The sequence below is a fragment of the Shewanella aestuarii genome (genome assembly GCF_014647215.1).
In the GTDB taxonomy this organism is placed as follows: domain Bacteria; phylum Pseudomonadota; class Gammaproteobacteria; order Enterobacterales; family Shewanellaceae; genus Shewanella; species Shewanella aestuarii.
This window is the reverse complement of sequence record NZ_BMOT01000008.1, coordinates 138,458-155,334: the sequence shown is the minus strand read 5'-3', so window position 1 is coordinate 155,334 and position 16,877 is coordinate 138,458. Positions and strand designations below refer to the sequence as shown.

The window sequence follows — 16,877 nt, the reverse complement described above, 5'->3', positions numbered from 1 at the left end:
AATACCACTCATTTTATATAGTTAGGGGCAATCTCACTTTTGGGGTGAATTTTAAAGCAGTTTGTGACCATTTGCTGTAAAAAAAGCTTGTAACATGCCGTTATTTAACATGAATAAGCAATAACGCTGCAGCAAATGATTACAAACCAAGTCTGTGGCTAAAAGCCTAAAAAGAAACCGATATTACTTACCGCAAGGCTTAAGAGAATAATCCAGGTTAATAACACCCCCCAAAAACGTCCCCAGTGGTATCCGCCTTTTCCTTGAGTTAATCCAATAGCATGAATTAATCGCGCAAATACCCAAATAGAACCAAAACAATGCAGCAGATAATCTGGCATTTGATGACTTTCTGCCACTGCCAGCAGTATCAACACTATCGGCGCATTTTCGACTAAATTACCATGAACCCTTACCGCTAAAGCCAGCTCTTTATTATCCCCATTACCGATACCAACGGCATTTGAGCGGCGAAATTTAACGACCCTGTATGCCAGTGCAATGACCAGCAGCGCAGTTAAACTGGCGTATAAACCTGTGATTAATAATGTCATATGTGATCCTTCATATTATTGTCACATCATAATAACGATAAATAGCGGAACAATCCTAATAGAATAATCTTCAATCTAGTCTAGACTGGTTACAGTCATGTTCCCCCCTTTTATCACAGATTGAACGACGCAACTTGATTATCAGCAAGTAAGGCTTAGGTTGATGTTTGCTGTGTATTTAAACTAAAAATGACAGTCAGCTTTAATGCGCCACAAGCCTGTGAAAGGTAAATCCTTTATCGATTAATCGTTAAGGATCAGTTACTATTCGCTGCATTATTAACCCTATATAAATTAAGAGTGACTAACGGCCAGTGGATAATCAAGACTTTATCGAAAAACGTAGGTTTATCATAAAATTAGGTAAAGCTTTACATAAGTTCGGTACCCCAGCTTATCGCCTTGAATCGCACTTACAAACTGTGTCGCATACTTTAGGTATTGAGGGTTACTTTCTGATCTCACCCACCTCGATGACGTTTGTTTTACAACATGACACCGAGCAAGAATATAACCATGTAGCCAGGGTTAAGCCCGGCGATTTAGATTTAGGCTCATTAGCGCGAACATTTGAGCTGGTCGAAGAACTCAGCTCAGGCCAGCGTACCCTGCAAGAAGCGCTCGATAGGTTAGAAGAAATTGCCAACAAACCTAATCCTTACGGCCATAAATTAACTTTATTGGCTTTTGGAACCAGTGCGGGTGCTTTCGCAATGCTAATGGGCACTGGTTGGCATGATGTTTTTTGGTCGGCCATGTTAGGCTTAATTGTTTATGGATTGGTGTTTTGGGCAGAACACTCAAAACGAGTAGCAGAAATGCTAGAGCCCTTGGCCGCTGTCGTTGTGGCTATTTTAGCTTGCGCCATTGCTCAATTTGATGCCAGCATCAATCTGCCTGTCACCATTTTATCAGGGATTATTATCTTTATTCCCGGCCTTGCTTTAACCCTAGGCTTGGCTGAATTAGCAGCACGAGATTTAATATCAGGTACCGCCAGAATTATGGATGCGGTAATGCAGTTATTTAAACTGTATTTTGGTGCGGTACTTGGCATGACCATAGGTAAAGCCATTTTTGGTGAAGCGATTTATATTGATCCTGAGCCACTTCCTAGATGGGCGATTTGGTCAGCGGTACCCATGTTGTCCATGTCGTTAGTGATCATCTTTAAAGCACGCCTAAAAGATTCTCCATGGGGCGTATTTGCCGGTATTGTGGCATTTTTCTCCGCGATGTTAGGGGGGATTTATTTAGGTGAGTCTATTGGTATTTTTGTAGGCGCATTAGCCGTCGGCATTTATTCCAATTTATATGCCCGTTGGATGAAAGCTCCTGTCTCTATTGCTTTGCTTCAGGGCATTGTGATTTTAGTGCCCGGCAGCAAAACATATATCGGTCTCAATGCTTTGATATCAGGTGAAACCATGTTGAATCAAGCACATCTTGGTTCGCAAATATTTTTGATATTTATGTCATTAATTGCTGGATTAATTTTTGCAAACGTAGTGGTTCCGCCTCGACGTTCTTTATAGTTTATCGCTAAAATATTCATTTTTAAGGCAGCAGATAATGCTGCCTTAATCATTTACCGCCAGATAAAATCAGTTAACGCTCTTCAACAGTCATACAACAAAAATCAATTCAGACAAAGCAACTTAAACACTTGACTATAAAATGATTCAGGTGTGTTATTAACCTTGCGAATTAACAGAAATGTTACACACTTTGTTAGTTCAATTATGCTCGACTCATTAAAATAATAAGGAATATTTATGACCCAAGCTTGTTGTACAGCACTCAGTGTCGCCTTATTGTTTACTCCATTAGCCGCATCCGCAACTGCTGTAAATACTGCCGATTCAGCCAAAATCGAAAAAAATGCCAGTACCGCAAATGATGAAACGCCATCAAGGGTAAAAGTCAGTAAAATTGTTATTCAAAGCAACCCTATTTTTGATGAATCAGACCCAGAATCATTTTTTATTCACCGCTGGGCAAACTACCTGCATATCAATACTACAGACGAAACCATCATAGATAATTTAAGTTTTCATGTCGGTGAAGAGGTGACTCAAAGGGATTTAGAAGAAGCCCAGCGTTTATTGCGTTCAGAATCTTATATCCGCGATGCGAAAATCACTGTCGCCCAAAAAGCGCCTGATGCAGATGCCGATACAGATCAAACCATATTGGTAAAAACATGGGACAATTGGTCTCTTTTACCCACCGTCAGCCTAAGCTCAAGTGGCGGTAACACCAAATACTCGTTTGGTGTGAAAGAAGATAACTTGCTAGGTTTAGGCATTAACACCCGTATAAAATATCAATCAGATCAGAACCGTACTGGTTATAAGTTTGCCTTTAGCGCGCCCTTAAAAGTCATCAAACATGCTTACGTTGCGGCGGACTTTTATGACAATAGTGATGGTCAGGCTACCTCACTCGCTTTTTATAAACCCTTTTATGCCCTCAATACCCCAAATATGTATGGCGCAGCTTGGTCTCAAGATAAACGTATTGATACTACGAGGCAGAATGGTATTAATATTAACGAGTTTGAACATAACTTAAATTACATCGATGTTGGATATGGTTGGTTATTGAGTAAAGAAGCCGATGAGTTAACACGCTTTACCTTTGGTATCACCCAAGATAAGCATCAATTTGACAATATTGACGCTTTCCCGCAAAGCGACTTACCTTTTGACCGCGATTTTGTCTATCCTTGGGCTGGATTTGAATATTTACAAGATGATTTTACCGTTTTGAATAACATTCACTTAATCGGTAATAATGAAGACTTTAATTTAGGTTGGCATCACACCATCAAACTAGGCTTAGAAACTAACGATATTGCTGATGGTTCAAACCTAGGTTATCACCTTAATGTGTTAAGTAGCCGTGGATGGCAGTCCGATGCGCATCTTTTTTTACTTAAGCTAACGGGTGAGGCGGATATCGCTACCAGCCAAGCTGACTTTTATAATGTCTCATTAGCCTCTGAATACTTTTATAACATCACAGATAAATGGACCGCTTTTGCCAAAGCCAGCATAGCCACTTCAAATAATAATTACCTCGACCGAACATTCGCATTAGGTGATGAAACAGGTATTCGAGGTTACCCTAATGACTATCAACATGGTGATCATCAATGGGTCTTTACTGCAGAGCTGAGAAACTACCCTAATATCAATTTATATCAATTAGCTGATTTAGGCTGGGCACTTTTTTCCGATGTCGGCCAAGCATTTGGTGGCACAGATGAGTTTAATGAAACCAACAACCCTATAGGTAGCATAGGCATTGGTGCGCGCATTTACTCATCTAAATCTAGCTACGGCAATATCGCTCATATTGATATCGCCAAACCCTTCACCTCTGGCCAAGATGTTAATAACTGGGAATTTAGATTCCAGATTAAAGACCACTTCTAATTCTTGCCTTTGCAGTATCTGATGTGATGCTGCATTTTACTTGAATGTAAAAACACCGCTTCATGCACTGCTATATATGCTTGCTCAGCAAATCACAGATAATCGAATCTTAATCAGCTCTTGAGTTCCTCAGTGATTAACTTGCCGCGGCAAGTGTTATTAAGATGGTGCACTCGCATTACAGGAAGATTGCGCCAATAAAAAAGACCTTGCATAAGCAAGGTCTTTTTTTAGCTGAACACGTTTAAGCTGTCACAGGCTTACGCTTTTGGTGTGCAATAATCAAAGCAATCAATGAGGCAACACCTACTGCAATACCCACAGGCTGGCTTAGCTCCATAGGCAATCCTAAGCCGATACCGGCGGTCATAATATAAGACACGGTAATACTGGTACCAATAATCGCTGGAATACTCACAATCCAATGGAAGGTACCACGATCAAATAGGTACTTAGTCGCTAACCACAACACACTGGTAGATAACAACATGTTTGAGAATGCGAAATAACGCCAGATTAAGGTGAAATCAATTTTAGTCATGAAATACGCAATGGCTAAAATAGGCACGGCTAACAATAGACGGTTACGCATACTTTGTGGAATGTTAAAGGCATCAATGATCGTTAAACGTAATGAACGAAATGCCGTATCACCCGAGGTAATTGGGAAAATCGCCACGGCAATAATCGCCATAATGCCACCCATGACACCTAAGTAACTGGTTGCAACCTGGTTTACCACTAATCCTGGGCCACCTTGGTCAAGGATCTGTTTAAGCTCGACATAACCACCTGGAAACGCCGCAATACCTGCTGTAGCCCACACACAGGCAACAATACCTTCAGACATCATTGCACCAAAGTAAACAGGGCGAACATATTTCTCGTTGGTTAAACAACGCGCCATAATCGGTGCTTGAGTCGAATGGAAACCACTGATTGCGCCACAGGTAATGGTAACAAACAGTAAAGGCCATACAGGCAAGCCATTCGGGTTTGGCTCGAGTAAATCATTGTTGTAATGGCTGTGATCAAAATACGCTAAAAAGTCTTCAGCCATTGGTAAATGTGGTGCATTCATTAATAATGCCACGGCTAATGACAGTGTCATCACAATCATTAACAAGCCAAATACTGGGTATAATTTTGTAATGATTTTATCAATCGGTAACAGGGTAGCGAGAAAGTAATATCCTAAAATCACCAATACCCAAAAAGTATTGCCGCTTAAGAAGGTGCCTTCAAAATAACTTAAATTACTTAATAAACCGGCTGGACTCATAATGAATACAACGCCGACAAAAAACAGCAACATTGCAGTAAATACCAGCATTACACCTTTAAAGAACACGTTAAAGTAATGCCCTGCAATTTCAGGCAAACTTTTACCGTCTTCTTTTATACTTAATACGCCTGAGAAGTAGTCATGAACCGCACCACCTAAGATGTTACCAATAACAATCCACACTAGCGCGATTGGACCATATAAGGCACCTAAAATTGGACCGAAAATTGGACCAACACCAGCCACGTTTAAAAATTGAATTAAATAGGCTTTAACAGGATGGACTTCAACATAGTCAACACCATCACTAAAACGCGTTTGCGGTGTTTTGGCTGTTGGGTCTATGCCCGCTTGACGTTCAACAAAAGGGCTATAGAACTTATATGCAAGCACGAGTAGTGCAATACATATGAAAAAGATCAACATAGTGATTATCCATTTAGGTAGGCTGTTATAGTACTGTGCAGTGTCAACGACTTGCTCTGTTAGGTCAAGGTAGACAGCCTTATACTAAGGTCTAATGCAGGTGATTTGAGTTCACATTTTTCACCTTAATCTAGCCCAATTTTGGCTTTGTATTCCGCTGTAACATCCCTTCCCATTGCTCTCATCAAAATGATCAAACCGCTGCCTGAGATAAACAATGATTACAAGGTTGCTCCAAACCGCGGTAAAACATATTAATCGATTACAGCGAAACACCTCGCACTTGATTTCTACCTGCCTTTTTAGCCAAATAAAGTTGTTTATCGGCTTCATTGAGGACATGTTCCCATGACGAATCAAGTTTGGGATAAATTGTCGCTACGCCAGCACTGATTGTCACGGTATTTGAGATAGTTGAATCAGTATGTTCAATCGCTAAGTCTTGAACGGCATCAATCATTTTCTGGGAAATGGATAACGCACCATCTAGGTTAGTGTCTGGTAAAATACAGACAAATTCTTCACCGCCGTAGCGCGCCACCAAATCGTATGGACGGCCTGCAACGCTGCGGATTGCTTGAGCAACTAAACGCAAACAATCGTCACCTTGCTGATGGCCATATTTATCGTTATAGCGCTTAAAAAAGTCGACATCTAACATCACTAAAGACATAGGCTGATGATGGCGAATACAATGACGCCAAGAGTCGGGTAATGATCGTTCAAACTGACGTCGATTCGCAACGCCAGTCAAACTATCTTGTAACGCTATGGCACGCAGTAAATCTGAGTGTCGCTTTAACAAAAACTGGTTTTTCACTCTTGCGGTGGTAATGATGCTATTGATGGGTTTATGAATAAAATCAACCGCGCCTAATTGAAATCCTTTTACTTCTTGCGCTTCATCAAAATGGGCAGTGATAAAAATAATCGCAGTATTAGCGGTTAACGGATCCGACTTTAATGTTTCACATACCTCAAAGCCATTCATGCCTGGCATTTCAATATCCAATAACACTAAATCTGGCTTAACCTTTTGGCATACATCAAGCGCCTGTGCGCCTGTTGTTGCCATATACATGTCGAATTCTTTATTGAACAATTGATGTAAAATTTTAATCGTGGTTGGTTGATCATCAACCAATAAGATTTTACCTTTTACACCATCGTCTAAATCTAATAATTGAGCTTGCAACATTAACTCAGCTCCGTTTCAATCATTGTGAGTACCGCTAACGCTTTGTCAAACTCTAGCGTTTGAACAAGTGAGTATAATTCAGTCCACCTAGGATGATGGGACAGGACATTGGTAGCATCTTCGATTAATGTCATTGCCTCAAGATTACTCTGCTGCAACGCCTGCTTTAATAACATGATAGTGTCATGCTCTACCCCGTCAATTGAACTGTTAGAGTGTTTTTGAAGTATTAAATTCGCCTCATTAGATGACGATTCAGCAAGGTAATCGTTAAGGTGCAGCACGCTTTCTTGGGCTAAATCACTTAATCTCTCAGCCCACTCTCTCAATTGCTGCGCGTTTGGCTCACCTTGCTTGCATTGGGCTTCTAGATAGGCGGCAAAGTTGGCTAAGGCTTTAGCGCCAAAGTTACTTGAAAACCCTTTAAGCCCATGGCTTATTGCTGCTATCTGAGCGTTATTTTCTTTGATAACGGCATCGCTTAACTGCAGCAATTGTTTATTTAATTCAGTCTCAAATTCATGCGCCATCTTTTTGAAGAAGGCTTCATTGCCCCCAAAGCGACTGAGGGTTTGTTCTAGGCTATCAAATAATGGTGCATTGCTAGAGGATTCTGTTAAAGCCGAGCGGTTTATTTCGACCACGGTATTATCGTGCTCGAAATGATTAAACTCGCGCCCCACCAGCGCCAGTATACTTGGGATAAGCTTTGGCATATCAATTGGCTTACCAATATGATCATTCATACCCGCAGCAATACAATCAAGCCTATCTGATTGAGATGCGTTAGCTGTCATGGCGAGAATAGGTATTAATTCAAAACGGTTATCAGATCGAATAAGTCGCGTTGCTTCAAGACCATCCATATCGGGCATCTGCACATCCATAATCACGATATCAAATGTTTGTTGGCTTTGAGTGACCAATGCGACCCCCTCAATGCCTCCTTTAGCCAATACGACCTTGGCCCCTTCAAGGGTCAATAACTCGTCAACAACCTGCCTATTTAGCTGATTATCTTCAACCACGAGAATGGTTAACCCTTGCAAACGCTTTTGTGACAACATTTGCACCGGTGCCAATGTGATCTTGCCCGTCAACACTTGGTTAATGGACTCAGCTAATAATTGCGAGGTGACAGGTTTCGTTAAAAAATGGGCAAAAGGTGAAACGCCTTCGGGATCGGTATGATTTAACACTTCTTCGCTGTAGGCGGTTAACATAATCACAGCTGGTGCTGTAGAGTTTGCAGCCAAAGCAATCTGGTGTAATTGCCGTGCCGTTTCAATGCCGTTGAGGTCTGGCATATTCCAGTCCATCAATACCACATCAAAAGGCGTTTGTGCTTTAGCGGCTTGCTCGTATAGGGCAATCGCCTGAGCGCCATCATGGACACATTCCACTTCACTGCCAAAATCTTGTAAAATTTTGGCTAAAATATCTGTCGTGGTTCGGTTATCATCCACCACCAAAATGTGTTTGCCTTGGATATCTATCTCCACTTCTGTTGTGGTCGGTAACGCAGGCAATACCACATCAAACCAGAAACAGCTGCCTTGCCCTAGCTCACTCTTAACAAGAAGATCTCCCCCCATAAGTTCGACTAAACGTTTACTAATGGCAAGCCCTAGTCCTGTGCCACCAAAACGTCTTGAAGTAGAAGATTCGGCCTGCTCAAAGCCGGTAAAAATACGGCCAATTTGCTCTTCACTAATACCAATTCCGGTATCTGTAATTGAAAAACGCAGGGTTCTGTTATGTTCAGCTCCATCTAGACATTCAATGCCAACGATCACCTGCCCAGTGTGGGTAAATTTAAGCGCATTACCCGCAAGATTAATTAATACCTGTTGAAGTCTCAGCTTATCAATAAGTAACCAAGATGGGATGTTAGGGTCGAGGTTAAAGATCACTTCAACATCTCGGTTTCCTAAAGTACCCGACAACACCACGGCAAGATCTCGCATTAGCATTTCAATTTCGCAAGGCTGGGGATCTAACAGTAATTTACCGGCTTCAATTTTAGAGAAATCCAAAATGTCGTTTAACAAACCTAATAGGGATTTAGCCGCGGTTTGAGTTTTAGCTATATAATCCTGCTGCTGGGCAGACATAGTGGTATGTAACATCAATTGCAACATACCAAGGACCGCATTCATTGGTGTGCGGATTTCATGGCTCATGTTGGCTAAAAACGCCGATTTTGCTGCATTGGCTTCATCTGCCTGCTGCTTGGCTTCACGCAATGTGGCTTCAATTTCTCGCTGTTCAGTCACATCAAGGTTAATACCTATTACTCTTAACGCGTTACCATGCTTGTCGCGCTCAATCTGAGCTGCGGCCTGCACATAACGTATGCCACCATCAGCTTTAAATACTCTAAATACCAGATCATAGGTACCATAACCCGCTACCGCATCCTGTAGTTTTTGCTCTGCCATTTCAATATCATCGGGATGAATCTGCATTAACCAGTGCTGGTATTTCAAGCCTTCATCTCGCAAGGTTAGCGGCTGATCATAGATAGCAAACATACGATCATTCCACTCTAAGCTATTGTCTTGTAAATTAAATGTCCAGATCCCCAATTTAGCGACATCAGACGCCTTGCTCAAATGATTACTGGCAGTTAATAGCGCCTCTTGTTGTAATAACGTTTGAGTGATATCCACCCCTATACCTAGATACCCTAAAACATTGCCTTGGTTATCGCGCATGGCGGTGACAGATAATGATACTTGGCACTGTGAGCCATCTTTACGCACATAAGTCCAGTTACGGGTTTCAGGCCCTTCGTTCTTGGCCTTGTGAATAAAGGTCTCAAAGCCTTCAATATTAATACCATATTCAGCAGATAACGCTTCAGATCTGGTCTGTACTTCCTCGAGGACATGCAAGCATGCAGGACTGCTGATACCGACTAATTCCTTGGCTTCGTAGCCCAGTAATAACTCAGCCCCGCGATTAAAAATCGTAATAATGCCATTTTCATCGGTCGCAATAATTGACATTTCTGATGCGGCATCTAACACGTTAGTTAACAGCGAGCTAAGTTTATTTTTCTCAATTTGGGTAAATTTACGCTCTGTGATATCAGTACTTAGGGCAATGAAACGTTCAATGTTGCCCTTTTCATCCATTACAGGACCAATGACCGTATCGAACCAATGAATATTCCCTAGTTTGTCACGATTACAAACCTCTCCATGCCAAGAGCTTCCAGACTTAATTTGAGTCCACATGTTTTGCCAAAAATCATTATCATGCTCACCTGATTTTAAAATAGAGTGATTTTTGCCAATCAACTCTTCACGGGAGTAACCACTCATTCGACAAAAGTAATCATTAACCTCCAAAATAACGCCATCGGTATCGGTTACGGTGGAAACTAGTTGATTGTTAATGGACTGTAATAACGCCCGATTCTCTGACATCGCTTGTTGTAACTCTGTGGTTCTCTCGGTAACTTTTAATTCCAAGCTTTCATTGGATTTAATAATGCGTAATTCAGCATCTTGCTGGGCGGTAATGTCGCGCAGTGTTTGGCTGATACCGATAATATCGCCCTCACCATCTACAATAGGCAATGCGGTCATCGAGGTAGACAATAGCCGGCCATCTTTACATTGATGTTTTGAGACCTGATTTAAGACAGTTTCACCGATTAGCACTTTACGAAAAGAGGCTTTCTCATAGGATACTTTTTCTTTAGGAACAATCAGTGTTGCGCTTTCTGAGCCAATCGCTTCTGATTCGCTATAACCAAATAGCCGCTCAGCCCCTTTATTCCAACTCGTCACCTTGCCATCAAGATCATAACTAATAATGCCATCAAGCGAATGCTCGAGCATATTCGCCCGTCTTGCTTGCTCTGCCAACATTTGCTGTTTACGTTGTATGCCTAGTGACCAAATAGAGGCTAGTGCAGCCAATAACAAGCTCAATAATGCAGAATAAGAAAAATTAAACTCGGACGGCTAAGGTGTAATTGGGTAATAAACTCAGGATAAGCTGTGATTTTAAATTGCCATTTTCGGCCAAATATCTCTTCATTCAAAATAAACTGATAGTTAGCGTGAATATGGGTATTGTCTGCATCGGTTTCATAAAACTGAATCACATTATCCGCTTGAGTGATATCACTCAGCTGTAATTTAGTTGTTTTTTGACTTAAATCTAAACCGGTTAATATTTCATTGGTCACTAGTGGGGCATAGCTCCAGCCAAATGCCTGCGCTTTACGCTCATTATTGTTAGCTGGAGTCGCTCCACTGCGATAAATTGGCATTAAAATCAAAAAAGATTGTAATGGTTTGCCAGTTGCCTGCACTAAGGTGATAGGTCCAGATAATCTGACCTCACCCGATAACATCGCAGCATCGGCGGCATCACGGCGCTGTTTCTCTGAGCCGATATCCAAGCCCACGGCAGAATAATTTCGTTCAACAGGTTCAATGTATTGAATGACATATCGCTCATCATCGTGGGGGGCAAGCTGACGAATAGCGAAAACAGGCCAGCCATCTTGCTGAGCTTTAGTCACAAAAGCAGCTTCTTGTTCAGGTAACACGCGGCGAATAAAACCAAATCCACGCGCTCCAGGAAACTCTTTATCGACTTCACGGGTTAAGCTGTAGTGAACAAATCCCTCACGCGATACATTATCCTCGCCAGCTGTCACAATCATGCCCCGAGCGCCGCGTAAACCATATTGATAAAGCGTAATACGCTCTAGCACATTACGGCTGATTTGTTCTGAAGTCTCTTGCAATGCTTTATTAATCGCTAGCTGGTTGCTTTCATTCACCCACCAGGCTAACGCAGCACTCATCGCTAAGCCAATTACCAACACAACTGTGCCTAATTTTGCCGCTTTTTGTAACCCCAAAGACAAATCCATAATCGCCTAATTTCTTAAAATCATAGAGTTATGATTCTGGACTAGTCAGAAAGATTTCGCCAGCCGAAATAAGTAACAATCAAGAAACATCCTCAGTAAAAAGCTACACAGCCGCTAAACTCGATGTAAGAAGTAGATAGATGCAATGATACAGATAAGGCTTAATCATGCTAAAAAGGACGTTTCAGACAGAAACATAAAAGGCCTCACATTGCTATGAGGCCTTTTAATAGAAAGGTTTGAGTTGGCCGATAAGCCGGGTCCTGTCGTGGACAGTTATTCATCTAGGCCTGCAATCGCTCACAGGCTCAAGCGACCTACCCGGTCCCAACGCGAGCAGCGCCATACGGGACCCTATTTGGTCTTGCTTCGGGTAGAGTTTACCTTGCTACGGACTATTGCTAGCCGCACGGTGCGCTCTTACCGCACCCTTTCACCCTTACCAATCCGAAGATTGGCGGTCTTCTCTCTGTTGCACTTGTCGTCGGTTCACACCGCCCAGGCGTTACCTGGTACCCTGCTCTTTGAAGCCCGGACTTTCCTCCCCGTACTTACGTACGCGGCAACTGTCTGGCCAACTCGGCGCGGATTATAACGTAAGCGACTGCAACAAACCATCTAAAATATGACTTTACCGCAAACCTACCAAGTTAAGCCTACAGACCGATTTCTAGGCCATATTTATAAAGTGCATTCTTTTTAATTCCGTGGATTTCACCTGCTAGGGCTGAAGCTTTTTTCAGGGGTAGCTCTTGGCATAAAAGCTTTAAGGTATTTACCACTACCGCAGGAATGTCTGACTCGCTATCGGTTCTGTGACCATGACACATCAACACGATTTCACCTTTTTGCTGATTCAAGTCATCTTTTACCTGTTGTAAGACATCTGCTGCAGGGCCAGATAAAAACGTTTCAAAGGTTTTGGTGACTTCACGGGCCATCACTATTTCACGGTCAGCACCTAATGTCGCGACAATGGACTCTAAGCTATGTACTATCCGATGGGGTGATTCATAGAAGATTAAGGTTCTTGGGTCTTCTTTTAGAGCTAATAATTTATCAATTCGGCCTTTTTCTTTTGAAGGTAGAAAACCTTCAAATGAGAATCGATCAGAAGGTAAACCTGAGGCACTAAGCGCGGTAATTGCAGCACATGGTCCAGGTAATGGCACCACGTTAAAGCCTGCTTCACGCACCTGTTTAACCAGATGATAACCCGGATCTGAAATGAGCGGCGTACCCGCATCGGATATCAGCGCAACGGCTTCGCCGTTAGTCAGTTTTTGAATAATCCATTGTGCTCTGTCACGTTCGTTATGGTCATGAAGTGCCGTTTTACGGGTTTCGATGCCAAAGTGGCTTAACAACTTGCCGCTGTGGCGAGTATCTTCACAGGCAATCAAGCTGACTTGATTTAGCACTTCAATTGCACGGCTACTGATATCCGCTAAATTGCCAATGGGTGTGGGCACAATATACAGTGCTGCGGCTTGATCCATAACTACCTCAATAATCTCTTTATGCAAGACTTTCGCCCAGCGTAAGAGCAGGTTAAACTAAAGCCAATATCTTACCAGAGTGAAGCCCTGTGTTAAAAAGACTGATTTCAATTAAATTTCTATCGGCACTGACACTTTCAACATTATTGATTGGTTGTGCAACGACTAAAACCACTGATCCCGACACAATTGTGAATACGTCTTTGGTGTCGGTTGAGCAACCGGCAAGCACTTATTTATCTGAGGCCAGCAAAAGCAGCCTTCCAGAAAAACGTGACCGCTACCTTTTGCTAGCAGCGCACGCATACATTAATGACGGTAATTATAGTTCTGCCAGCAACATACTGGTATCAATGCAGAAAAGTATGGTCAAGGTGCCGACTATTCAGGCTGAGCATATTTATTTAAATGCCCGTATTGTCGAAAAAGTACAAAATAAACAAGCAGCGCTATCATTGCTGCAATATCCACCGCATTGGCAACTGCCTCGTTGGCAAATGGCGACTTACCATCAATACAAGGCACGCCTTTATAAATCGTTGCAACAACCTATCGATCAAATTAGACAACTCAGCTTACTGAGTAATTATTTACCTAAAACTGAATCAACTCAGGTAAATGATGTGATTTGGAAAGTATTGCAACCACTACAAGAAGAAACCATTCAGACCTTTATGCGTGAACCCGCAAACCCAGTGTTTTCAGGTTGGCTACAGCTGGCTTATATTGCTAAGCATTACGCTATCGAACCCACTCAGCTGGTACGCTATTTAGGTGAATGGCAGCGTAATAATCCGCATCACCCTGGCGCAATGAAATTACCTACAGACTTAGAAAAAGCGCTCAATGCTAAGCCCTTTAGACCGCAAAACATTGCTGTACTATTACCTTTAACGGGCCCTAGAGCCGCTGTCGCTGAGCCAATCAAAATGGGAATTTTAGCCAGTTATATGGCTGAGTTTGATAATGACGTTACGGTTCACTTTATCGACAGCCAAATAGGCGTGCAACCTGCCTACCAGCAAGCAACTGATATTGGTGCAGACTTTATTATTGGGCCTTTGCTGCCAAATGAAGTTGAAGAGTTACAACGTGCTAATCAGGCAAAAGAGCAACTTATTCCACAGCTGTATTTAAATCAGTTAGAGCAGTTTGAACCGAAGAAAAACCAATTTTATTTTTCGTTATCACCCGCGCAAGAGGCCAGTGATGCAGCAAGAAAAATGTTTGCTGATGGCATAAAATTACCATTACTGTTAACCAGCAATGATGCCATTGGTAAACGTATGGCAGAAAGCTTTAACCAGACATGGCTATCTTTGACTGAAAATAATGCGGAGATCCATTATTTCGACCGTGGCGATCAGATGAAGTTAACAGTGCAAGAAGCCTTAGGCGTTAAAGACAGCCAAGCTAGAATTGCTCGAATGAAAGAAATATTAGGCAGTAAACTGGAAGCCGACTTTCGTTCACGCCAAGATATCGATGCCATTTATATGATCTCGGCATCGCAAGACTTATCGCTATTGAAAGCGTTTTTAGACGTAAACTTCAGTGTCTTTGCTGAACCAGTGGCACTTTACACCTCTAGCCGCGGTCGATTAGAAAAAGAGTCCAACCAATCGGCACAAGAGTTAAACAAGGTCATGATTAGTGATATTCCTTGGCTAATGCAAAATAGCAATGAAACTCGTATGGTTGAATCATTATGGGGTACCTGGAATAACAGCCAAAAACGTTTATATGTGATGGGCTATGACGCGCTTGAATTAGTCAATCGTTTAGCACAAATGCAGGCGTTTCCTGGATATCAGCTCAATGGCCGTAGCGGTGCATTATCAGTCCAACCGAACGGGTTGATTGATCGCCAGTTAACTTGGGGCAAATATCAACAAGGTCAATTAACGCCATTATGATAGATGGCAAACTTGCCGAACAGCAGGCGCGTGAGTATTTGCAGCAGCAAGGTTTAACCTTTGTTGCTGCCAATGTGCGTTATAAGTTCGGCGAGATTGACCTCATCATGCAAGACCAGCGTACATTAGTGTTCATTGAAGTGAAATATCGCCAGTCGCAAGCCTTCGGTGGCGCGATTAACGCACTAGGTGCCAAACAGATCCACCGTATCCGACGCTGTGCTGAAGCTTATTTACAACAAGAAGGCATTCACCCTCCCTGCCGATTTGACGTTATTGCCAATAATAACGCACAAATAACTTGGATTAAGGGATGTTTTTAAGCTTCAATAGTTACCGCAGCATTGATTTATGGCATTATATCGACACACACTTGACGGTAATGACATCCTATTTGTTTGTCGTCAGTAAAAATTCTATATCGTAAGGATTGTTGCATGTTAGAACGTATTAAAGACAGTTTCACTGAATCGATTCAAACTAAGATTGATGCGGCGGAAGCATTACCTGAGTCAATCGAAAAAGCTGCTGAAATGATGGTGCAATGTCTACTTGGCGGTAACAAAATTCTTTCGTGTGGTAATGGTGGCAGTGCCGGCGATGCACAACACTTTTCTGCTGAGCTGTTAAACCGCTATGAAATCGAGCGCCCGCCACTTCCTGCTATTGCATTAAGCTGTGACACGTCAACGATTACTGCAATTGCTAATGATTATAGCTATGACGAAATCTTCTCAAAACAGATTTTAGCATTAGGCCAACCTGGCGATATTTTATTAGCCATTTCAACCAGTGGTAACTCTGGTAACGTGATTAAAGCAATGGAAGCGGCTCTTAGCCGTGACATGACGATTGTGGCGTTAACCGGTAAAGACGGCGGCGCTATGGCAGGCTTAATGAGTGCGGGTGATGTTGAAATTCGCGTACCATCAAACGTAACTGCACGTATTCAAGAAGTACACTTACTGGTGATTCATTGCTTATGCGACAACATTGATCGCACCTTATTCCCACAGGATGAGCAGGCATGATAAAGCTTGTAGCCATCATTTCAGCACTTGCGTTACTTCAAGGTTGTGCTGGAGCGGTAATGGTTGGCGCCGTAGGTGGCGCCAAAATGGCCAATGATGAGCGTAGTATGTCTACTCAAATAAGCGATACTAACGCTGATTTTGAAATCACCAGTGCGCTGTCAAAACATGAAGACATTAGCAACCAGACCAATATCACTGGCGTGGTGATGAATAGTAATGTGTTAATGATTGGTCAAGCACCTAACTCTATGCTGCGCGATAAAGCGATTAAAGCAGTGCAAGAGTTAAATATTGGTGGCAAAATTCACAACCAAATTCGCATTGGTAATCCAACCTCATTTACCACCCGCAGCAATGACACTTGGGTCACAACCAAAGTAAAAGGGCGGATGTTAAATGAAAAGGATTTAGACATCACCCGTGTCAAAGTGATTACTGAAAATGGTGAAGTGTTTTTACTTGGCTTAATTGAACGCAGTCAAGCCGAGCTGGCTGTGGAGATTGCCCGAAATACTGCAGGTGTACGTAAGGTAATTAAAGTATTTGAGTATGTTGAGCCTAAAGAAGAAGATTGATCATCGCCTAAAGCATGACTAACTTTAATAAAGCCTCTTTTTAAGAGGCT

The 16,877-nt window shown here is 42.3% G+C and carries 12 protein-coding genes and 1 other RNA gene; 6 read left to right on the top strand and 7 right to left on the bottom strand.

What is annotated here, in order from left to right; all coding sequences use genetic code 11:
- Positions 1–158: 158 nt before the first annotated feature.
- A complete protein-coding gene (locus IEY03_RS12925; RefSeq protein ID WP_188842338.1) occupies positions 159–554 on the bottom strand; it encodes an MAPEG family protein in 396 nt (131 codons plus the stop codon).
- 314 nt (positions 555–868) lie between these two features.
- Between IEY03_RS12925 and IEY03_RS12920 the strand changes: the two genes are divergently transcribed.
- Both IEY03_RS12920 and IEY03_RS12915 read left to right on the top strand, forming a co-directional pair.
- On the top strand, positions 869–2,089 hold the full coding sequence (locus IEY03_RS12920; RefSeq protein ID WP_188842336.1) for a threonine/serine exporter family protein: 1,221 nt from the start codon (positions 869–871) through the stop codon (positions 2,087–2,089).
- Positions 2,090–2,329: 240 nt separating this feature from the next.
- A complete protein-coding gene (locus IEY03_RS12915; RefSeq protein ID WP_188842335.1) occupies positions 2,330–3,994 on the top strand; it encodes a BamA/TamA family outer membrane protein in 1,665 nt (554 codons plus the stop codon).
- 244 nt (positions 3,995–4,238) lie between these two features.
- On the opposite strand, the gene IEY03_RS12910 is transcribed toward IEY03_RS12915, so the two are convergent.
- The 6 genes from IEY03_RS12910 to rsmI form a co-directional block, all read right to left on the bottom strand.
- Positions 4,239–5,705 (bottom strand): carbon starvation CstA family protein, encoded by a 1,467-nt coding sequence (locus IEY03_RS12910; protein WP_188842333.1) that lies wholly within the window; start codon positions 5,703–5,705, stop codon positions 4,239–4,241.
- Positions 5,706–5,967: 262 nt separating this feature from the next.
- Complete coding sequence (locus tag IEY03_RS12905) at positions 5,968–6,903, bottom strand: diguanylate cyclase domain-containing protein (protein WP_188842330.1); 936 nt, start codon at positions 6,901–6,903, stop codon at positions 5,968–5,970.
- Complete coding sequence (locus IEY03_RS12900) at positions 6,903–10,835, bottom strand: PAS domain-containing hybrid sensor histidine kinase/response regulator (protein WP_229778321.1); 3,933 nt, start codon at positions 10,833–10,835, stop codon at positions 6,903–6,905. The genes IEY03_RS12905 and IEY03_RS12900 overlap by 1 nt, the downstream gene beginning before the upstream one ends.
- Before the next feature lie 8 nt (positions 10,836–10,843).
- Positions 10,844–11,803: a CHASE domain-containing protein gene (locus IEY03_RS17095; protein WP_229778320.1), complete on the bottom strand. Its 960-nt coding sequence runs from the start codon at positions 11,801–11,803 to the stop codon at positions 10,844–10,846.
- Between the two features lie 236 nt (positions 11,804–12,039).
- Positions 12,040–12,385: RNase P RNA component class A (gene rnpB / locus IEY03_RS12895), an RNA gene on the bottom strand.
- Positions 12,386–12,459: 74 nt separating this feature from the next.
- Positions 12,460–13,302: a 16S rRNA (cytidine(1402)-2'-O)-methyltransferase gene (gene rsmI, locus IEY03_RS12890; protein ID WP_188842322.1), complete on the bottom strand. Its 843-nt coding sequence runs from the start codon at positions 13,300–13,302 to the stop codon at positions 12,460–12,462.
- Between the two features lie 89 nt (positions 13,303–13,391).
- Between rsmI and IEY03_RS12885 the strand changes: the two genes are divergently transcribed.
- From IEY03_RS12885 to IEY03_RS12870, 4 genes are all read left to right on the top strand, one after another.
- Positions 13,392–15,218 carry a penicillin-binding protein activator gene (locus IEY03_RS12885; RefSeq protein ID WP_188842320.1) on the top strand — a complete coding sequence of 609 codons (1,827 nt, stop codon included), beginning with the start codon at positions 13,392–13,394 and terminating at the stop codon, positions 15,216–15,218.
- Entirely contained in the window at positions 15,215–15,541 is a 327-nt protein-coding gene (locus IEY03_RS12880) for a YraN family protein (protein ID WP_188842318.1), read from the top strand. Before IEY03_RS12885 ends, IEY03_RS12880 begins: the two co-directional genes overlap by 4 nt.
- A 114-nt stretch (positions 15,542–15,655) precedes the next feature.
- On the top strand, positions 15,656–16,249 hold the full coding sequence (locus tag IEY03_RS12875; protein WP_188842316.1) for a phosphoheptose isomerase: 594 nt from the start codon (positions 15,656–15,658) through the stop codon (positions 16,247–16,249).
- On the top strand, positions 16,246–16,827 hold the full coding sequence (locus tag IEY03_RS12870; RefSeq protein ID WP_188842314.1) for a BON domain-containing protein: 582 nt from the start codon (positions 16,246–16,248) through the stop codon (positions 16,825–16,827). Before IEY03_RS12875 ends, IEY03_RS12870 begins: the two co-directional genes overlap by 4 nt.
- The last annotated feature ends 50 nt before the right edge of the window (positions 16,828–16,877 follow it).